Below are 20,954 nucleotides of genomic sequence, written 5' to 3' on the forward strand. Positions count from 1 at the left end.
GGGCCGCAGTGGTTGTAGGGTAGGGGCTGTTATGGCTACGAATCCTTTCATCATCAATGTCGCCGATGCGTTGCACGGCGACGGCATGCCAGTGACCGTCAACCGCACCGGCGAAAGCCCCTCGCGGATCGGCCCCGAGATGATTGCCATCCCGCAGGGCCAGCCGGTCGAGCTGGAGGCAACGATTACCCCGCTGGGCGCGGGCGTGCTTGTCGACGCATCGGTGACCGCCCAGCTCGAAGGCCAGTGCGTGCGCTGCCTGAAGACGCTCACGCCCACCCACACGCTGTCCATCTCCCAGGTCTTCGAGGCCGAGGACGGCTTCATCGTCGGCGACGAGGAGACCGACGAGGACAAGGGCTCGGGCGACGAGATCCACCGGATTGAGAACGAGACGGTGGACGTGGAGCAGGCGTTTGTCGACGAAGCGGGGCTGACCCTGCCGTTTAACCCAGTCTGCGAACCCGAGTGCGCGGGCGACACCGACGTCCCGGCCCCCGACGGGGTCTCGGGCGAGGAGAACAACCTGGTCGACCCGCGGTGGGCGGACCTGGAGAAGTTCCTGTGAGCCGCTCGAAGAAGAAGCGGATCTCCAACGAACAGGCCTGGCAGGAGGCGTTTGCCGCCGTCGACCACCAGCCGTTGTTGGACCGCATCGGCGTGCAGCTGGGCAGGGATCAGCTGCGCCACGCACTGACGCACCGCTCCTTTGCCAATGAGCACGGCACCCTGCCGAACAACGAGCGCCTCGAGTTCCTGGGCGATGCCGTGCTCGGCCTTACCGTGGCGACGAAGCTCTTCGAGCTCTACCCCTCGCGCCCTGAGTCGGATCTGTCGCCCATGCGCGCCTCCATCGTGTCGCGCTACGGGCTTGCCGACGTCGCGCGCGAGATCAACCTCGGCGAACATGTTCTGCTGGGCCGGGGTGAGGAGCTCGGCGGCGGCCGGGATAAGGACTCGATCCTGGCGGATACGACCGAGGCGCTCCTTGGCGCGATCTACCTGGTTCACGGCTTCGAGTACGCCCGCGATGTCATCCTCGACCTCTTCGACGAGAAGCTCCGCGGTGCAACCGCCTCCAGCGCCCACCGCGACTGGAAGACGTCGCTGCAGGAGCGACTCGCCGAGCTGGACGCGCAGGTGGCGGAGTACTCGTCGACCGCCACCGGCCCGGACCACCAGAAGCTCTTCCACTGCGAGGTGCGCTCCGGCGAGACGCTGCTGGGCCGCGGTCGCGGTACCGCCAAGAAGCTCGCGGAGCAGGAAGCGGCACGTGCGGCCATGCGCTTTTTGCACAACCACCCGGAGCGGGTCGCTGGCAACGCCGAGGAGGCCTAAGTGCCGGAGCTGCCCGAGGTAGAGGTGGTGCGCCGCGGCCTAGAGACACACCTGGTGGGGCGCACCTTTGACAGCGTTGACGTGCTGCACCCGCGCGCGGTGCGCGGAAACACCGAAGACCTCGCCCAGATCCTGCCCGGCAGAACGATTACCGGTACCGGTAGGCGCGGCAAGTACCTGTGGCTCACGCTTGACGACGCGGCCGCACTCGTCGTCCACCTGCGCATGAGCGGGCAGATGCTCGTCGGCCCGCCCGGCGGGGTACAAAGCCCACACGTGCGCATCCGCGCACGCCTGGGGGAGCTCCAGCTCGACTTTGTGGACCAGCGCACCTTCGGCATGTGGCAGTACGCGCCGTTTGACGGCGAGGTGCCCGCACCGGTCGCCCACATCGCGCGCGACCCCTTCGACCCACACTTCGACCTCACCGCCACCGCGCGGGCCCTGCGCACGAGGCGCTCGGCGTTAAAGACGGTACTGCTGAACCAGGAACTGGTCAGCGGGATCGGTTCCATCTACGCCGACGAAGCGATGTGGGCCGCGCGCGTGAAGCCGTGGCGGATGGCGCGCACGTTGCGCCAGCGCGACGCCGTCGAGGTGTTGGTCCACGCGCGCGAGGTAATGGAACGCGCCCTTGCACAAGGCGGGACGAGCTTCGATTCGCTCTACGTCAACGTCAACGGTGCCTCCGGCTATTTCTCCCGCTCGCTTAATGCCTACGGGCAGGCGGGTCGGCCGTGCGCCCGGTGCGGCACCGAGATTGCAAAGCGCGTGGTCGGCGGGCGCTCCTGCTACTACTGCCCGGCTTGCCAGGTCCTGTAGCTGCGCACCACTCCGCCCACGAATGTGGGGGAGCCAACATTTAAGTTGCAAGAGATTCTGTCTCACCAGATAAGATTCTCGCCATGGATTCCGCAACTTCCTTTGTAAACGACACGCTCAACGGCGTGATCTGGGAAATCGTTCCCTGGCTGCTGCTGGCAGCCGGTATTTACTTCGGCCTTCGCACCATCTTCGTACAGGTCCGTCTCCTGCCCGAGATGTTCAAGGCTGTCACCGAAAAGCCTCAGGGCAAGGACCGCCAGGGTCGTGACCTGGACGAGGAATACGGCGGCATTTCCGCGTTCAAAGCCTTCACGATCTCGGCTGCTTCGCGCGTGGGGACCGGCAACATCGCCGGTGTGGCGCTGGCCATCTCCGTGGGCGGTCCGGGTGCTGTGTTCTGGATGTGGATCATCGCCATCGTCGGTGGCGCAACCGCGTTCGTCGAGTCCACGCTGGCGCAGCTCTGGAAGACGAAAGATGAAGACGGCAACTACCACGGCGGGCCCGCCTACTACATGACGCGCGGGTTGAACTGGCGCCCGCTCGCCATCATCTTCGCCGTTGCCCTGTCGCTGACCTACGGCTTTGTGTTCAACGCCATCCAGACCAACTCGATTGTTGAGGCAGTCGGTGGCTCCCTGCAGACCGACTCGATGACCCTGAAGGTGATCGTCGCCGCCGTGCTCGCCACGCTGACTGCCCTGATCATCTTTGGCGGCGTGACCCGTATCGCCAGCGCCACGCAGATCATCGTGCCGTTCATGGCGACCGCCTACATCCTCATTGGCCTTGTCGTGGTCATCATGAACATCTCCGAGGTTCCGGGCATGATCAGCCTGATTGTCGGCCATGCGCTCGGCCTGCAGCAGGTCGCTGGCGCCACGGTGGGTGCAGCCTTCGCCTTCGGCATGCGCCGTGGCCTGTTCTCCAACGAGGCCGGTCAGGGCTCCGCTCCGAACGCCGCGGCGACCGCAACCGTGTCCCACCCGGTCAAGCAGGGGCTGGTGCAGACCCTCGGCGTGTACTTCGACACGCTCGTGGTGTGCACCATCACCGCCTTCGTCGTGCTGCTCGGCCCGGCGGTGAACTACGGTACGGATGACATCCAGGGCGCTGCGCTGACCCAATCCGCGCTGGCGGACTCCGTCGGTGCCTGGGGCGCGCACGCGATCACGTTCATCCTCTTCTTCCTCGCGTTTTCTTCCGTGATTGGTAACTACTACCTTGCGCAGGCCAACGTGGAGTACCTCACCAGCTCCAAGGCTGTCATGACCATCTTCCGCCTCGGCGTGATCGGTTTTGTTATCTTCGGTGCCTTCGGCTCCCTGCCGCTGGTGTGGGCACTCGGCGACACGATGGCGGGCACCATGGCGATCATCAACATCATCGCGATCGTGCCGCTGGGTGGTGTGGCCTTCAAGCTACTGCGCAACTTCAGCGAGCAGCGCACCAAGGGTCTCGACCCTGTCTTCCACCGCGACATGCTGCCGGAGCTGAAAAACGTGGAGTTCTGGGACGGCTCCGACCCGGTCACCCGCCGCAGCACCGAGGACCTGAAAGTCGCGGGACGCCCGGACAAGTAAGCGCAACTAGTGTGGGAGCATGACCACACACACTGACAACACACGAGTACGTCTCACAGCCCACGTCCATGGACACGTCCAGGGCGTGGGCTTTCGTTGGTGGACCCGCTCCCGCGCCCTCGAGCTGGGGCTTGCCGGCTACGCGAAGAACCTTGCCGACGGCCGCGTGGAAGTCGTCGCCGAGGGCACCCGCGAGCACACAGACGCGCTGCTTGCGCTGCTGCGCGAGGAGCCAACGACCACGCGTCGGCCCGGCCGGGTCGACTTCGTCGGCGAGCAGTACGGCGAGCCCCGCGGTGCTTCCGGCTTCGACGAGCGCTGAGTAACGAGCGCGAGACCGGACAGGTAAACTCACGGCAATGCACCTGAAATCGCTGACGCTTAAAGGATTCAAGTCCTTCGCTTCGGCGACCACGATGAAGTTCGAGCCGGGCATCTGCGCCGTCGTCGGCCCCAACGGCTCGGGCAAGTCGAACGTGGTGGACGCGCTCGCATGGGTGATGGGGGAGCAGGGCGCGAAGAATCTGCGCGGCGGCAAGATGCAGGACGTCATCTTCGCCGGTGCTGGCGACCGCAAGCCGCTGGGGCGCGCCGAGGTCACGCTGACTTTCGACAACACCGATAAGCACCTGCCAATCGAGTACACCGAGGTGGCCATTACTCGCCGCATGTTCCGCGACGGTGCCTCCGAGTACGAGATCAACGGTGCCAAGGCCCGCCTGATGGACATCCAGGAGCTGCTGTCGGATTCCGGCATCGGCCGTGAGATGCACATCATCGTCGGCCAGGGCAAGCTCTCGGAAATCCTGGAATCGCGCCCGGAGGAGCGCCGCGCGTTCATCGAGGAAGCCGCCGGCGTACTCAAGCACCGCCGCCGCAAGGAGAAGGCGCAGCGCAAGCTCACCGGCATGCAGGCCAACTTAGACCGCCTCAGCGATCTCACCGAGGAGCTGGGCAAACAGCTTAAACCGCTCGCCCGCCAGGCCGAGGCCGCCAAGCGCGCCGCCACCGTGCAGTCCACGCTGCGCGAGGCCCGTCTCTCACTCGCCGGGCACCAGGTGGTCACCCTGCGCGCCTCGCTTGCCGACGCCACCGCCGCCGCCCAAGCACTCGCCGAGCAAGTCGAAACTGCCACGGCTGTGCTCGAGGAAGCCGAGCAGACGCAGGCCGAAATCGAGTACGAGCAGGAAGAAGCGCAGCCGCAGGCCGAGCAGGCCCAAAAGGTGTGGTTCGAGCTCTCCACCCTGGCGGAGCGGGTCAGCGCCACGGTCCGCATCGCCACCGAGCGCGCCCAGCACTCCGGCTCGGAGGTACCCTACGCAGGCCAAGACCCAGACCAGCTGCTGCGCCGCGCCGAGTTCGCTGACGAAGAGTACGCTGAAGCACTCGAGGCTGCCGAAGAAGCCGCCGAGAAGCTCGAGACGCTACGCGAGGAGGTTGCCGAAAAGCAGGAGGCCTTCGACGATGCGGAGCGCGAGCACATGGCCCAGGTCCGCGCGATTGCGGATCGCCGCGAAGGCGTGGTGCGCCTGCTCGCACAAGAAGAGTCGCAGCAGGCGGCGATCACTGCGGCCGAAGAAGAAGTCGCGCGACTGACCGAGCTTTTGGAAGAAACCCGCGCTCGCGCTCGCGCAGCTGAGCAGGAGGCCCGGGAGGCCGCGGAAGCGCTCACGGAGGTAGACACCCAGCGTGCCCCACTCGACGAGGAACACGTGCGTGCCTACACCGAGTCCGACGCCGCCGATAAGCGCTTGGAGCAGCTGCGCGCTGAGCAGCGCGAGCGCGAACGCGCCGTGTTTACTCTTGAGTCCCGCATCGCGACACTGGTCGAGCAGGCCCCGCGTCCGCAGGCCGCCGACGCACTCGCGGACTTCGCCCCGCTCGCCGGGCTGCTGCGCGCGGACGACGGCATGGACCGTGCGCTCGCAGCCGCCCTCGGCGCACACGCAGAGGCACTCACCGGCGAGGTGACCCCGAGTGCCGTGGACCAACTTGCCGACGCCGCGCGCACCATCGTCATCGACACCAACGGCGGCACCACGTGGCGTCTCGACACCGACGCCAAGGTCGACTGGCTGCTTGACCACGTCCGCGTCGACGAGTCCGTCGTCGGCCCCGTGACCCGCCTGCTCGTCGACGTCGTCGTGGCGGACACCCTCGACGCCGCCCGCGAGCTGGTCGCCGAGGACCCGCGCCTGCGCGCCGTGACCCGCGAGGGCGTCCTCGTCGGCGAGGGCTGGGTCGCCGCCGGGACGGGCACCACGACCGCAGTCGAGGTCACCGCCCAGATCGAGCAGGCCCGCAGCGAGCTTGAGATCGCGCAAGCCCAGCTCGAGGAGCTCTCCGGCACCCTGGAAGGCGCAAAAATCGCGGCCGAGGACGCGCGCGTGACCGCAGCCTCGGCGAAGGCGGCCCTGCGCGAGCACGACGCCGAAGCCCAGCGCCTGAGCCGCGACCACGAGCGCCTGGAAAAGCAGTGGAAGGCCAACAGCGGCGAGCACGAGCGCGCCGCCCAGCGTGCCACCGATGCCGAAGGCCGCCTCGCCGCCCGTCGCGAGGAGCTGACGCAGACCCGCGACCGGTTGGCCCGGGTAAACGCCGAAGACCAGCCGAGCGAGGAGCCGTCCACGGCCCAGCGCGACGCCGCCCAGCAGGAGCTCGCCAAGGTCAAGGCGATGGAGATGGAGGCCACGCTTGCCTCGCGCACGGCGCAACAGGAAGCCGAGCAACGCGCCGGCAGGGGAGACGCGCTGCGCAGGCAGGCCGAGCACGAGAAACATGCCAAGGCCCGCCACGACGCGGCGATGCAGAAGCGCCGCGCACAGGCCGAGCTTGCGCAGGCGGTGGCAGAGCAAGGCCGGGACGTGGCCGCCCGGGTCCAGGACGCGCTTGCGCGTGCGGGGGCGGAGCGGGACCGGTGGCAGGCGGGCGTCGCTAAGCTGCAGGCCCAGCTCCAGCAGGCCCGCAGCCAGGTCTCGGCGGCGCGGCAGACGCTCAAGCGGCTGACGGAGAGCTCGCACAATTCGGAGATCGCGCAGTCGCAGGCGCAGGTGCGTATCGACGAGGCGGAGAAGAAGATCACCGAATCGCTCGGCATCGCCATCACGGACCTGCTGCGGGACTACACGCCGGGCGAGGACTTCGACCAGGCGTCGGAAAAGGCCCGCCTGGCGCAGGCGGAGAAAGACCTGCGCGCACTGGGCAAGGTCAACCCGCTCGCGCTGGAGGAGTTCAAGGCGCTGGAAGAGCGCTACGCGTTCTTGTCGACGCAGCTCGACGACGTGATCCAGGCGCGCGAGGACTTAATCGGCGTGATCAACGACGTGGACGGGCAGATCCTCCAACTGTTCACTGACGCTTGGAAAGACGTCGAGGCCGAGTTCCCGCGCGTCTTCCACACGCTCTTCCCAGGCGGCGAGGCTCGCCTCATCCTCACCGAACCCGACGACATGCTCGCCACCGGCATCGAGATCGAGGCCCGCCCGCCCGGCAAGAAGGTCAAGCGCCTGTCCTTGCTTTCCGGCGGCGAGAAGTCGCTGACCGCACTCGCGTTCCTCGTGGCGATCTTCCGCGCGCGCCCGAGTCCGTTCTACGTGCTCGACGAGGTCGAGGCCGCGCTTGACGACGTCAACCTCCGCCGCCTCATCGCCCTCCTCAAAGAACTGCGGGAGGACTCGCAGCTGATCGTGATCACGCACCAGAAGCCGACAATGGATGTGGCGAACGTGCTCTACGGCGTGACCATGCGCGGCGACGGCGTGACGCGCGTGCTTTCGCAGCGCATGCAGCCAGCGGCTGACTAACAGCGGTTTTGCAGCGGTTTACCTGGTGCTGTTTTCCTTGCGGGTGTTCTGCCGCGGGTGTCCTAGCACGGGTATCTTTACGCCCGGTTCCTCACACGGGTCTTTCTAAATGGAGCTAGCTCCGTTTGGGTCTTCGTCAGGTGCAAAAGCCCTGGTCGCGGGTTGGTGGCTTGTCTAAATGGAGCTAGCTCCGTTTGGACTTACGATGTAGGCAAATCCCCAGGTCGCGGGTCGGCGTTGTGACTAAATGGAGCTAGCTCCGTTTGGATGTGCAGCGGGTGTAAATGCCCTGGTCGCGTGTTGGCGGCTCTTCTAAATGGAGCTAGCTCCGTTTGGGTGTGCGCCGGGTGCAAAACGCCTGGTCGTGTGTCGGCGGTTCTTCCATATGGAGCTAGCTCCATTCTTGTAGGAATACCTGGGAACTCGATGGATAGAACAGCGGCTGACTCGCCTGGCCATTCGATTCACTATGGCACTATGGGTGCCATGGATATGGAACTCGCAATGAACTCGCCACTTCTGTGGATCGTTGTCGCCATCGTCGTCGTTGCTCTCATCCTTGTGGGCATCGTTGTGGTGGGACGCAAGCGCAAAGAGGAAAAGACCGTCTCTTTTGCCAAGACGGAGGAGCCGAAGGAGCTCACCCAGCAGGAGAAGTCCGGAAATTACCAGGCCAAGGGTGGCTTCAACTTCGCCCCGGCTGCAGCCCCCAGCACGCCGGAGAAGGAGCCGGTGCGTATCGACGAGCCACGCGAGCCGAAGCCCTCACAAGAACAGCAGGCGGCTGCCGCAGCCCCGGAACCGGTAGTTGAACCGGACCCGGCGGCCGTTGAGGAAGCAGCCAAGGTTGAGGATGCCGCGAAGGTAGAGAAGACAGCCAAGGTCGAGAAACCCGCGAAGGTTGAAGAGGCCGCCAAGGTCGAGAAACCCGGGAAGGTTGAAGAGGCCGCCAAGGTCGAGGAAGCCGCCAAGGCCGAGCGCACGCCCGAGCCGCCGACTGAGGAGCCGGCCGATGAGGTCGTGGTGAACACCGACGCGGAGACCGACCCGGAGACCCGCGAGACTGTCGTGACCCCGGATGAGGCAGCACCGGTCGAGAAGCCGGAAGCGCCAGCCGAAGCACCCGCCGAGGCACCCGCAGCGGAACCCACACCGGAACCCGAGGCAGAACCGGCCGAGGAACCGCAGGCAGACGAGGACCAGACCCGCAAGGCGCAGGAGGCCGCAGCAGCTGCAGCCGCAGCGAGCGCGGAGGCTGCCCGTGCGCTGGAGGCTGACCAGGCTGGGGCGGCTGAGGTGAGTGAGGATGTGGTCGTCGAGAAGCATGACGAGCCCACGGAAGACATTGAGGAGATCGAGCCTGCAGCCGGGCGTATCGGCAAGCTGCGTGGGCGTCTGTCGCGCTCGCAGAACGCGATCGGCCAGGGGCTGCTGGGCATCCTCACTGCGGGTGACCTGGACGAGGATGCGTGGGAGGAGATCGAGGACACGCTGATCATGGCGGACCTCGGTGCCAACCTCACCATGCGTGTGACTGAAACGCTGCGCGGCAAGATCGCCGAGCGTGGCGTTTCCTCGGAGGAAGAGGCGCGCGCGATGCTGCGTGAGACGCTCATCGAGGCGGCTCGTCCCGAAATGGACCGCTCGATCAAGGCGATGCCAAATGAGGGCAAGCCCGCTGTCATCCTTGTTGCCGGCGTCAACGGCACCGGCAAGACCACCACGACCGGCAAGCTGGCTCGCGTGCTGGTTTCCATGGGGCACTCGGTTGTGCTCGGCGCGGCGGATACTTTCCGCGCGGCCGCTGCTGATCAGCTCGAGACCTGGGGTCGTCGCGTCGGTGCGTCCACGGTGCGCGGCAAGGAAGGCGCGGACCCGGCTTCCGTCGCCTTCGATGCCGTGGCCACCGGTGTCCAGGAGGGCGCGGACGTCGTCCTCATCGATACCGCGGGTCGCCTGCACACCTCGACCGACCTGATGGACCAGCTGGGCAAGGTCAAGCGCGTGGTGGAGAAGAAGAGCAACGTCGACGAGGTACTGCTGGTACTCGACGCCACGGTGGGACAGAACGGCATTGCGCAGGCACGCGTCTTCCGCGAGGTCGTGGACATCACCGGCGTGGTGCTGACCAAGCTGGACGGCACTGCCAAGGGCGGCATCGTCTTCCAGGTACAGGAGGAACTCGGCGTGCCGGTTAAGCTTGTCGGCCTTGGCGAGGGTGCGGACGATCTCGCGCCGTTTGAGGTGGAAAGCTTCGTCGACGCGTTGCTGGGATAGCGCAAGTTCTGGGTTCGCCCAGCTAGACGCTAGGCTGTAACGAGTACATTTTTTGACGGCGAGCGTACCGCGCACGCTGATAAAACGAAGCGAACAGGAGTACCTTACGTTGTTCGAGTCACTGTCCGACCGCTTGCAAGATGCCCTCGGTGGCCTGCGTGGAAAAGGCAAGCTCACCGAGGCTGACATCAACGCCACCGCGCGCGAGATCCGCCTTGCGCTGCTGGAGGCCGACGTCTCGCTTGCCGTGGTCAAGGCCTTTATCAAGCGCGTCAAGGAGCGCGCCCTCGGCGCGGATGTCTCCGAGGCGCTCAACCCTGCGCAGCAGGTCATCAAGATTGTTGATGAGGAGCTCACCGGCATCTTGGGCGGGGAGACCCGCCGCCTTAACCTGGCGAAGAACCCGCCGACGGTGATCATGCTCGCCGGCCTGCAGGGTGCTGGTAAGACCACGCTTGCCGGCAAGCTGTCCAAGCACCTGGCGAAGCAGGGCCACACCCCGCTGCTGGTCGCCTGTGACTTGCAGCGTCCGGGCGCGGTCCAGCAGCTGCAGATCGTGGGTGAGCGCGCCGGTGTCGATACCTTCGCGCCGGACCCGGGCACCTCGATCGATTCTTACGAGCACGAGATGGGCTCCTCCCACGGCGACCCGGTCGCGGTTGCGCAGCAGGGGATCGAGCACGCGAAGCAGACCAAGCACGACGTGGTCATTATCGATACCGCGGGCCGCTTGGGCATCGACGAGACGCTGATGACCCAGGCCCGCAACATCCGCGACGCGGTCAACCCGGACGAAGTCCTCTTTGTCATTGACGCCATGATCGGCCAGGACGCGGTGAGCACCGCACAGGCCTTCGCCGACGGCGTCGACTTCACCGGCGTGGTGCTGACCAAGCTCGATGGTGACGCCCGCGGCGGTGCCGCACTCTCCATCCGTGAGGTCACCGGCAAGCCGATCCTGTTCGCCTCCACGGGTGAGAAGCTCGACGACTTCGACGTTTTCCACCCGGATCGCATGTCCAGCCGTATCCTCGGCATGGGCGATCTGCTCTCCCTGATCGAGCAGGCGGAGCAGACTTACAACGAGAAGGACGCGGAGGCGGCCGCGACCAAGCTGGCTTCCGGCGAGCTCACGCTCGAGGACTTCCTGGATCAGCTGCTGATGATCCGCCGCATGGGCCCGATCGGCAACCTGCTGAAGATGATGCCCGGCGGCAAGCAGATGAACCAGATGGCCGACATGGTCGATGAGAAGCAGCTCGACCGCATCCAGGCCATCATCCGCGGTATGACCCCTGCCGAGCGTGAGGATCCGAAGATTCTCAATGCTTCTCGACGTAAGCGTATCGCCAAGGGCTCCGGCGTCGAAGTCTCCGACGTTAACCAGCTCGTGGAGCGCTTCTTCGAAGCGAAGAAGATGATGGGCAAGATGGCCGGTCAGTTCGGTATGGGCGGCATGCCCGGAATGCCAGGGATGCCCGGCGGGCGTTCGGCGACGAAGAAGAAGCCGAAGGGCCGCAGGGGCAAAAACGGCAAGCGTAAGCCGCCGAAGCGCCGTAGTGGCGGCGGGATGCCGGGGATGCCCGGGATGCCGCCAATGCCGGGCATGGGTGGTGGCATGCCTGACATGCAGGAGCTGAAGAAGCTGCAGGAGCAGATGCCGCCAGGCATGGAGGGCCTGGACTTGGACAAGCTCGACTTTAACGAGGCGATGAAGCGCATGGGTAAGGGCAAATAAAACCCGCCGCGCAATGGAGAAGGTGGCCCCGCAACGCTGGAAAGCGTTGCGGGGCCAGCTCTTTGCGTTCGGAGGGGCTCCGGCCTACTGGCCGAGGATTCCTAGCGGCTGGCGCTGCCCATCGACGGGGTTGACCGGTAGGTTCTCCGGGGCCGAGCCGTCTTCACCGACGGGGATCTCGGCGTTGGGGTCCGGGCGCAGCGGCGGGACCTCGTACTCGGGAGCGTCGGTGGCCAAGTAGGGGATCTCGAGGGCGTCGAAAACCTTGCGCAGCTCTTGCCACACCAAGGGCGTCAGCGTTGCCATGTAGGCGTTCGAGATGTGGTTCTGGTCCCGGTAGACGTACACGTTGCCGATCTGGGGGCGGCATAGCTCGGCGTCGCAGAACCACGGGGCGGTATCCACGCTGAACTGTTTATTCGTCCCGTCGAGGTACTCGGCCGCCGGGTCGACGGGGCCGTAGACGTCGTCGGTGCGCATCGAGCACTCTTCCTCCGTGAAGCCGGAGACGATGCAGATGTTGGGGTCCATGATCTGGCCGAAGATGTCAAAGATCCACGGGTTGTCGCGGAAGCCCAAGAACGGGATGTCGTACTGCGCGAACGCATCCCACAGCACGAGGTAGGAGTCCGGCACGTGGTCGACGGTCACTTCCACGTCACCGGCGCGTCCTTCGGGGCGCGTAGAGGTAGAGACCACCAGGTCCGGCTGCATGTTCACAACTTCTTCGAAGACGTTCTGGCTCCACTCGAAGCACACGTCCGAGACCAGCTCCGTGCCGTCCTCGCCGCCGATGGTCAGAGGGCAGGTCTGGCGGACAAAAGGAACGACCTTGAACCCGTGCTCGCGGCCCAGACGGTCGAGCGGGATGACATAGGGCTCGATGTGCGAGCCGCCGACCATGACCACCGTGGTCTCGGCGTCCTTGTCGCCGTAGATGCACTCGGGGCGCGGTATGACGTCGGCGTCCTCGTTCTGGAACACCATGCAGCCCTCGGATCCGACAGGAGGGTAGATGCCGGAGACGAGGTTCGGGTCCGGCTGTGGCGTGACGACGGGGACGGGCGCGCCGACAACCGACATTGCGCCGGGGTACATATTTATGTCCAGCGGGCGGTTCGCGTTCTCGACACGCTGGTTCCACAGCGGCTGGATGGTCAGTGCGGCGCCGACGAGCGCGGCGATGACCACGCCACCGACGGCGCGGCCGATGCCTGTGGGCGTGCGTAGGCTGCGGCGGGCGTCGGCAACCGGCGTATCGGTGGCTTTCGGGCGCTTGCGGTGCTGGCGCAGCGGCTGCTCCAGCAGTACATGGGTCACGTGCGCCAGTGCGAGCGACGCCGCGATCACGATCACGCCGACCCACGCTGGCGGGGTGCCAAATCCGCCGATGACGGTGACGATGATCAGCATCGGCCAGTGCCATAGGTACAGGGAGTAGGCGATCCCACCCAGCCACGTCATCGGCTTGGAAGCAAGCACCTTGGACACCGGGTTGTCGTCGCCACTGAGGATGACAAGGGCGGCACCAAGCAGCGGAAGCAACGCAATCGGGCCGGGGAAGGCGAGCGTGTTGGAGACCACCGCGCCGGTAATGGTGATGCAGATTATGCCGATCGCGGAGGTCATCCACGCGGTCCTCTGCGGCAGAAAGCGGCTCGTGGGCACGAACGCGAGCAGCGCACCAAGCGAGAGCTCCCAAGCGCGGGAGAAGGTGGAGTAGTAGTTCGCGCCGGTACCAATGAAGCCGAAGCGGGAGGCCCAGGCAAGCGAGGCGAGAGTGATGATCGCGAGCACCGTGATCGCACCCCGCTTGGCGTAAGTGCGCGGGAGGTTGCACTTGGTAATAAGGAAGGCGATAAGCGTGCCCAGCAAAATGCCAAAAAGGTAGAACTGGCCCTGGACGGCCATCGACCACAGGTGCTGCAGGGGCGAAGTATCCTGACTTGCCGCGGCGTAGTCGGCCGCCTGCACCATGAGCTCCCAGTTCTGGTAATAGAGCATGGACGCCGTGAACTGCGCGGCCAGCTCGTCGCTCATTAGCTCTGGGGTGAGGTAGTGCACCGCCACAAACACGGACAGGATCACTACGACGAGCGCTGGCACCAGCCTGCGGATCGTCCGCCACAACGGCCACCAGGGGTTCAGGCTCGGGTTAGGGCGCATCGCGTAACGCAGCTGCCCGCCGAGGAAGAAGTAGCCGGACAGCAACAGGAAGACGTCCACGCCACCGGAGACGCGGCCAACGAAGACGTGGAAGAGCACCACGAGACCGATGGCGTAGCCACGCAGGCCGTCGATATCAACGCGGTAGGCCGAGGTTCGTGCTCGTGTACTTTCTCCCGCATCGTGCTGCGCAGGCTTCGTCGTCGTTGCGCTCATCTATCCTCAAAAACCTCTGCGAACCGAATAACTCTTGGTATTGTGTGGGAAACATCAATCCCCAGGCGAATGCTCTGCGAAGTGCAGGCATGCCAATACGCGGGACGCTCCCGTGACTGTGCAAACCTTACCGCGTATCGGGAGAAAAGCCGGAACCGTCGCGGCGGGGATAGCTACGCATGTCACCGAAGGTGGGGGAGCTGGGCGCATTTTTGGTCTTCAGCTGCGTCCACGGTAAAGTACTGCGAGTTACCCGGCATGTATGTCGGGGACAGCATACTGCGTACGCGCCGGAAGCGTCTGCACCCGTCTTACTCGGGCGGTCGGCCGGCCAGTCACGCGCAGGCTAAAGAAGAAGGGTTGAACCGGCCCGCCAGCACACGGCGGGTGTCTGCACTGCCCAGTGACCGTAAAGGAAGAATTTTCATGGCTGTCAAGATCAAGCTGCAGCGTGTGGGCAAGATCCGCAACGCACAGTACCGCGTCGTCGTCGCTGACTCCCGTACCCGTCGCGACGGCCGCGTCATCGAGAACATCGGCATCTACCACCCGAAGGAAGAGCCGTCGCTCATCCGCATCGACTCTGAGCGCGCACAGTACTGGCTGGGCGTCGGCGCACAGCCGACCGAGCCGGTTGCCGCACTGCTGAAGATCACCGGTGACTGGCAGAAGCACAAGGGCCTGGACGGTGCCGAGGGCACCCTGAAGGTTGCCGAGGAGAAGAAGTCCAAGCTCGAACTGTTCAACGAGGCACTCGAGGAGGCCAACAACGGCCCGACCGCCGAGGCCATCACCGAGAAGCGCAAGAAGGCAAAGGAAGAGGAAGAGGCCAAGGCTGCTGCCGAGGCTGAAGCCGCTGCCGCCGCTGAGGCTGCCGAGAAGGCCGAGTCTGAGGAGGCCGAGGCTTCCGAGGAGAAGACTGAGGAGTCCGAGGAGAACTAAGCTTTCTCGTACCGCGAACCCCGCTGTATTGACGTGATAGTCGATATAGCGGGGTTTTGTTATGTCTAAAACCACCGGCAGAAATTAGGGCCGCTCTGGAAGGCGTGGCCGACAAATCGTGGGTTACAAGGATTCAGTTTGGGCGTGAAGTGGGCTTTAGGGGTAGGGCGATTCAGGCGTTATGGACGTCCCAACAGTCCATGTATATGAACTTACTTACTGCCAATCTGTGAACTCAAAAATTTATCTGGAGCTTATTTTTGCTGCTCCTCTCGGTCCCTATATCGACGATTCTGAGACTATATTTTGGTAGCGTGGAGGGGTCGATCTTCTAAAGGTGCAGCGTATTGGACGCTCCTCTAAAAAGCTGAATCAATAAAATATAGGTAAGTGTACTACTTACTTTACGGCTTATTAAAAAATCAGCCATAAGTTGATGCACTTCAGGTCAGCTACTATATTCACTAAAATATGCAGGTAAACACCTTATATGCGAACTAAGGAATTCTCGCGCTGATCCTCTTGAAATAATTAGATGAAATATAGAAACAATTTGCAAGCAAGTGTCCAATTCCTTAGTATGGTGTGAGTTAGCTCCAGAAGGATTCACTAGATAGTTGGTGCTTCTGGGGAAACCTTTGTGTCTCAGGGTGGGGCACTGTCTTTTCCGAAAGGATGTTTATGAAGAAGGGCCAAATCATTCGCCGTCGTGGTACCTCTGTTGCTGCGGCAGCAATGTCGTTTGCTCTGATCGCGCCGTTTGCGCAGCCGGTGGCAGTCGCGCAGGAAGGAACCGCTGCGGTTGCTGCCGCCAACGCTGCAGACGCTGTTGAGGCTGCCGATGGCGACAATGCGATCGTCGCAGATGCGATTGCAAACGGCTACATCAAGAACGCAACCGGCATGACTAATGCCAAGTCAACCTTGTCCGGTCGTGCTTTCATCGACGACGGCTACGGTTTTAGTCCGACGGATGGTGGCCAGCAGGCGGTGCCCGAGGGCACGAAGGTCTACATGCAGTGGATCGACAAAGATGGTGCTGTCTCTCCGGTGTACGTGACGAGGACAACCGATCAGCTTGGCGGTGGCAATGCAAACCAGGCTGGCCCTGGTGCATATGCATTTGACCTGCGTGAACCCTGGGTTGATCACCACGGCAAGAAGCACACTTATGAGGCTCGCACGAATCAGTACTACCGGCTGTGGATTAACCCGTTTGTTGATGAGCGCAATGGCTTTACGGTGTATCCCTTCCGCCAGGTGGGCGGCTTCTTCCCGGGCGCATTCCGTAACTCGATGGGTGCAGACCAGCAGGGTGCATGGAACACCATTGGCACGAACATGCAGCGTACTGCGGTACTGATGCAGGCCGACCGGAATGTGCCGTACATGCACAAGCCGAAGTCTGAGTGGGTCGAGGATGATACTCCCACGGTTCGGAATCAGGCCGTGAGCGCGAAGATGAAAGGGCATGTCGGTGGCAAGGTCTGGCATGAAACCACGGATGCACGTTTGAATGGTCCGAATGACACCCGCGATGTGCCAGCTAAAGACACCTATGTGGTCATGAGTGTGCTGACCCAGCAGGGGATCGGCGAATACGCGGCAAAGGTTGAGCAACTGCCTGAGGCGCAGCAGCTGGCCGCTGCGAAGCAACTTTTGGAGGAGCACCCAGAGTACATTGCGGCTACAGTGCGCTCCAAGGTCGACGAAGATGGGCGCTACTCGGTGAAGTTTCCTGAAGGGACACTGACGAACGAGACCAAGAAGTATCTTTACGCTCATGTAGAAACTGCCGATGGGCAGATTCCGAGTGCGTACTCCGCGTGGCGTGTACCGCTCTTTAACTCGCCAGAGAATAACGGCGCCCGTAACCCGGCACCGATTGCTGCAGCTAACCTGGTGCAGAATCCGATGTGGTACAACGTGAACTTTGCGCTAGTGCCGCGCCATGATGTGACGTTGGACATCACCAACTTCAACATGACGGATAAGCCTGCCGGTGCTGGAGACACTGCAGAGCTAAACGTCACCGGGCCATTCCCAGTGACACCGAACAAGATTGTTTGGAAGAGGAATGGCGAGGTCGTCAAGACCTGCGCGGATATTGACAGTGTCAAGGCTGCGAATGCATGCGAACTGACAGTACCCGATGACGTCCAGACGGGAGATATCTTCACCGCTGAATTTGTTACCGGGGATAATACGGTACTGGCGGCTGACTCCTTTACGGCTGTTGTTCCGGTCGTTATGCCGTTTGGTTCCGTCAAGGACGAGTACGAAGAGTTTGACGCAGCTGCGGTACTTCCGAAGGAGCCCAGCAATAAGGTGAAGGGCTCGGAGCCCACCTATTCGGTTGAGGGACTTCCTGAGGGCTTCGCCTTTGATGAGAAGACCGGCAAGATCACTGGCACGCCGACGAAGGCGGGCACTACCGAGGTAGTTGTGTCCCGTGAAGTAAAGGTCACCGTGAAGGAGGACGTGCCTGTCCTTGACGAGAACGGTGAGCAGGTTTGGGTCAACCCGAATGAGCCTGAAGAAAAGCGCACGCCAAAGACCGAAACGAAGGAATTCGAGGACGTTCAGCTCAACCGTGTGCCGCTGCTGCTGACGATCACCGATTCGCCGCTCAAGGATGGTTTTGTCAACCAGGCATATGAGCAGCAGGTCATACCGACTGGCTTTGAGGACCACCCACACGAGTTGAAGGTGAAGGATGGATCCCTCAACGTAACTGACTTGCCTGAGGGACTTACGTTCGAGGACGGCAAGATCACCGGCACTCCGACTGTTCTAGTCGATGCCGATGAAGACAATCCAAATGTCACTGTGACCTACGTCCTGGTGGATCGCGACGGCAAAGAGTATGAAGTCACTGACCGTGTTCCGCTTTCTGTAGCCTCTCAGGCTGACGCGATCGAGCCGAAGTACGAGGACAAATTGGTCGTTCCTGGGAAGGAGACGAAGTCTGCTCCCACGTTCACTGATAGTGAGGGGGAGCCGACTGAGGCACCCGAGGACGCGAAGTTCTCGATTCCGGAGGACTTTAAGGCGCCTGAGGGCTACACGGTCGATATCGATAAGGACGGTGTGATCACTGTCACCGCTCCGAAGAAGCTGGACGCTAAGACTGTCGAGGAGTTCGAGGTTCCGGTTGAGGTGACCTACCCGGATGGTTCTGAGGACAAGACCTCCGCGAAGTTCGAGCTGGATACCGATGGTGACGGCACCCCTGACTCCAAGGACGATGACGACGACGGTGACGGCATCTCTGATAAGGAAGAGGAGGAGAAGGGCTCGAACCCGAAGGATAAGGGTTCTATCCCTGCAACCCCGCTTGAGCCGGGTATCACCAACCCGTCTGTGATCACGGACAAGGTCACGGTTATCGAGGACCAGGAGACTGATCCGTTCGACACCGCAAAGGATGTTCCGGAAGGTGGCAAGGTTCAGGTCGACAACCTGCCTGGCGGCCTTAAGGTCGACCCGGAGACCGGTAAGGTCACCGGTACCCCGGAGAACCTCGATGATTGGGATAAGGATGAGGAAGAGCGTGACGTTACTGTCACGGTTACCATCACCGACAAGAACGACAAGGAAGTTGCCAAAAAAGATAAGGTAATCACGGTTCAGCGTGATACTGACGGTGATGGTAAACCGGATGTCACCGATGAGGATGACGACAACGACGGCATCTCGGACGAAGATGAGAAGAACGCGGGGACGGATCCAAAGGATCCGAACTCTGCGCCCTCGACCATCAAGGAAATCGGAGATAAGTCGGGCACTGTTGGCAAGCCGATCGATCCGTTCACGATCGAGGTTGACAAGGTTCCTGCAGGCGGTTCTGTGAAGGTAGAAGGCCTGCCGGATGGGGTTACCTACGATCCTGAGACTGGTGAAGTTTCCGGCACTCCGGAGACGGCTGGCACCTCTGAGGTGACGGTGACCGTCCTGGACAAGGACGGCAAGCCGGTTACCGGGGCTGACGGTCAGCCTGTAACGGAGACCTTCGAGTTCAACGTCACCGACAAGCAGGTACCGCCGACGCCGGATACAAAGGACAACGAGAAGTTCGAGCCGGAGTACGAGGATGGCACTGGTAAGCCGGGCGAGGACGTCACGGTTGACAAGCCTGTCTTCAAGGATGGCGATGACAACGAGGTCGATGTCCCTGAGGGCACCACGTTCACTCCTGGTGAGGACGCGCCTGAGGGCGTGACCGTCAACGAGGACGGCTCGATTACCGTTGAGATTCCGGAGGAAGCGACCCCGGGTGACAAGATCACTGTCCCGGTTGAGGTGACCTACCCGGATAAATCCAAGGACACCACTGAGGTGACGGTGACCGTCGACAAGCCGGATGCTCCGGCACCGGAGGTCACTCCTGGCGACACCACTGTTCCTGCAGATGACAAGGACCACACCGTTGGCAAGGTAGAAAACCCGAAGGGTGATGAGACCGGCGAGCTTGTCGATACCGACGGCAATGAGATTCCGGGCTCGAAGGTTGAGACCGATGACGACGGCAACATCAAGGTCACGGTGCCGAAGGGAACCGACCCGCAGGTTGCCAAGGTCATCGTCTCTGATGGCAATGGCGAGCCGATCGGTGAGATCGACGTCAACATTGTTGACCCGAACTCTGACGCAGCGAAGTTCGTTCCGGAATACGATCTGACCAACGTTGAAGCTGGCAAGACCGAGAAGGCCGATCCGTTCGAGGGCAAGTCTGATGTTCCGGTGAAGGAAGCCAAGGGCACCCCGTCTGCTGGTTCCGAGGACTGGAAGTTCAAGACGGACGAGACCTCTGGTGTTGTTGAGGCGACGGCTCCGACTTATGACAAGGTTGGGGAGAGGATCGCTGAGAAGCTGCCGGAGATCCAGTCCCATGAAGCTGGCAAGCGTTGGGATGAGTTCGTGAAGGAATTCACCCCGTTTGCGAAGCCGAGCGTGGATGTAGACTTCGTCTACAACGATGGTTCCAAGAACGACGGTGTGGCTGGTTTCGATCTGGTTGGTAAGGACGGTAAGTCCTTGCTGACGCCGGATGGTGACTTTGATGGTGACGGTATTTCCAACCGTGATGAGATCGAGAAGGGTTCCAACCCTTCCAATGGTGACGACACCCCGGACACGACTGCACCGACGATCGATCCGGTTGCGCCTGGTGATCGTGAGATTACGGGTAAGGATGATCGTCCGAACACCTCGATTTCTGTGACGATTCCGGGTGTGGATACACCGATTGAGACCACGACGGATGAGAACGGCAACTGGAAGGTTGATGTTCCGGCTGATGTGGAGCTCAAGCCTGGTGACAAGATCACGGTGACGGATGAGGCTGGTAACTCGGCTGAGAAGACGGTTAAGGACACGAAGAAGCCGTCGATTAACGAGATCAAGCCTGGTGACAAGACTGTTTCCGGTAAGGGTGATCGTCCGGGTGAGGAGATCACGGTAACCTTCCCGGGTGGCAAGACTGTCACGACCTCCACGGATGCGAACGGTAACTGGAAGGTCAACGTTCCGTCTGGTGTGGAGCTCAAGCCGGGTGATACGGTCACTGCGACCGATGGCGCTGGCAATAAGGCCGACGCGACCGTTGGCATTGACGCTGGCAAGTGTGCCGCTACTGCGGTCGGCTTCGGTCTCCCGCTGCTGGCACTGATCCCGATCGGTCTGGCAACCCAGATGCAGATTCCGGGTCTGTCTGACTTCGTCGCTCAGGCAAACGCCCAGATCCAGGCTGCGAACACGCAGATTCAGCAGCAGGCTGGCCTGTTTAACCCGCAGCTGGCTGCACAGGTTGATGCGGTCAACCAGCAGCTGGGCAAGTTCGGCGCTGACCTGGCCACGGTCGCTGGCGGGCTCGCGCTGATCGCTGCAGGCATCCTGGCTGGCACGTTGATCTACGACAACTGCTCCCCGAACGGTGGTGGCAGCTCTGTCAAGGATCTGGAGCTGAAGGGTTCTTCTGGCAAGACCTACGCTGGTTCCTCCAAGGAGGACAACAAGCCGGCGAAGCAGGAGGGTTCTTCTGAAAAGAAGTAGCCGTCAGGCTGA

Annotated in this window: 11 protein-coding genes and 1 CRISPR repeat array; of the genes, 10 read left to right on the plus strand and 1 reads right to left on the minus strand. The window is 62.6% G+C overall.

What is annotated here, in order from left to right; translation table 11 throughout:
- The first annotated feature begins 31 nt into the window (after positions 1–31).
- The 8 genes from HMPREF2990_RS07170 (at position 32) to ffh (ending at position 11,564) form a co-directional block, all read left to right on the plus strand.
- Complete coding sequence (locus tag HMPREF2990_RS07170; RefSeq protein ID WP_070763592.1) at positions 32–568, plus strand: YceD family protein; 537 nt, start codon at positions 32–34, stop codon at positions 566–568.
- Entirely contained in the window at positions 565–1,338 is a 774-nt protein-coding gene (gene rnc, locus HMPREF2990_RS07175) for a ribonuclease III (protein ID WP_070763593.1), read from the plus strand. Before HMPREF2990_RS07170 ends, rnc begins: the two co-directional genes overlap by 4 nt.
- Entirely contained in the window at positions 1,339–2,160 is an 822-nt protein-coding gene (gene mutM, locus HMPREF2990_RS07180) for a bifunctional DNA-formamidopyrimidine glycosylase/DNA-(apurinic or apyrimidinic site) lyase (protein ID WP_070763595.1), read from the plus strand. It begins immediately after the preceding gene.
- Between the two features lie 83 nt (positions 2,161–2,243).
- Positions 2,244–3,746, plus strand: a complete 1,503-nt coding sequence (locus HMPREF2990_RS07185; RefSeq protein ID WP_070763597.1) for an alanine/glycine:cation symporter family protein — start codon at positions 2,244–2,246, stop codon at positions 3,744–3,746.
- Between the two features lie 19 nt (positions 3,747–3,765).
- Entirely contained in the window at positions 3,766–4,068 is a 303-nt protein-coding gene (locus HMPREF2990_RS07190; protein ID WP_070763599.1) for an acylphosphatase, read from the plus strand.
- A gap of 37 nt (positions 4,069–4,105) precedes the next feature.
- Entirely contained in the window at positions 4,106–7,549 is a 3,444-nt protein-coding gene (smc, locus tag HMPREF2990_RS07195) for a chromosome segregation protein SMC (RefSeq protein WP_070763601.1), read from the plus strand.
- A 104-nt stretch (positions 7,550–7,653) separates the two neighbouring features.
- Positions 7,654–7,954: direct repeats of the CRISPR family, unit length 24 nt; unit sequence CTAAATGGAGCTAGCTCCGTTTGG.
- 99 nt (positions 7,955–8,053) lie between these two features.
- Positions 8,054–9,826 carry a signal recognition particle-docking protein FtsY gene (ftsY, locus tag HMPREF2990_RS07200; protein WP_070763603.1) on the plus strand — a complete coding sequence of 591 codons (1,773 nt, stop codon included), beginning with the start codon at positions 8,054–8,056 and terminating at the stop codon, positions 9,824–9,826.
- A 109-nt stretch (positions 9,827–9,935) separates the two neighbouring features.
- Positions 9,936–11,564 (plus strand): signal recognition particle protein, encoded by a 1,629-nt coding sequence (gene ffh, locus HMPREF2990_RS07205; protein WP_070763605.1) that lies wholly within the window; start codon positions 9,936–9,938, stop codon positions 11,562–11,564.
- Positions 11,565–11,648: 84 nt separating this feature from the next.
- On the opposite strand, the gene HMPREF2990_RS07210 is transcribed toward ffh, so the two are convergent.
- Positions 11,649–13,946: an acyltransferase family protein gene (locus HMPREF2990_RS07210; protein ID WP_070763607.1), complete on the minus strand. Its 2,298-nt coding sequence runs from the start codon at positions 13,944–13,946 to the stop codon at positions 11,649–11,651.
- Positions 13,947–14,372: 426 nt separating this feature from the next.
- Between HMPREF2990_RS07210 and rpsP the strand changes: the two genes are divergently transcribed.
- Positions 14,373–14,888, plus strand: a complete 516-nt coding sequence (rpsP, locus tag HMPREF2990_RS07215) for a 30S ribosomal protein S16 (protein ID WP_070763609.1) — start codon at positions 14,373–14,375, stop codon at positions 14,886–14,888.
- A gap of 681 nt (positions 14,889–15,569) precedes the next feature.
- Positions 15,570–20,942 (plus strand): YPDG domain-containing protein, encoded by a 5,373-nt coding sequence (locus HMPREF2990_RS07220; protein WP_070763611.1) that lies wholly within the window; start codon positions 15,570–15,572, stop codon positions 20,940–20,942.
- The last annotated feature ends 12 nt before the right edge of the window (positions 20,943–20,954 follow it).

The organism is Corynebacterium sp. HMSC071B10, assembly GCF_001814825.1.
Taxonomy (GTDB): domain Bacteria; phylum Actinomycetota; class Actinomycetes; order Mycobacteriales; family Mycobacteriaceae; genus Corynebacterium.

Excerpts from the sequence above, each read along its gene's own strand:
- HMPREF2990_RS07170 (WP_070763592.1), top strand. The coding sequence starts at position 32 with ATGGCTACGAATCCTTTCATCATCAATGTCGCCGATGCGTTGCACGGC.
- HMPREF2990_RS07185 (WP_070763597.1), top strand. The coding sequence starts at position 2,244 with ATGGATTCCGCAACTTCCTTTGTAAACGACACGCTCAACGGCGTGATC.
- HMPREF2990_RS07190 (WP_070763599.1), top strand. The coding sequence starts at position 3,766 with ATGACCACACACACTGACAACACACGAGTACGTCTCACAGCCCACGTC.
- smc (WP_070763601.1), top strand. The coding sequence starts at position 4,106 with ATGCACCTGAAATCGCTGACGCTTAAAGGATTCAAGTCCTTCGCTTCG.
- ftsY (WP_070763603.1), top strand. The coding sequence starts at position 8,054 with ATGAACTCGCCACTTCTGTGGATCGTTGTCGCCATCGTCGTCGTTGCT.
- HMPREF2990_RS07210 (WP_070763607.1), bottom strand. The coding sequence starts at position 13,946 with ATGAGCGCAACGACGACGAAGCCTGCGCAGCACGATGCGGGAGAAAGT.
- rpsP (WP_070763609.1), top strand. The coding sequence starts at position 14,373 with ATGGCTGTCAAGATCAAGCTGCAGCGTGTGGGCAAGATCCGCAACGCA.
- HMPREF2990_RS07220 (WP_070763611.1), top strand. The coding sequence starts at position 15,570 with ATGAAGAAGGGCCAAATCATTCGCCGTCGTGGTACCTCTGTTGCTGCG.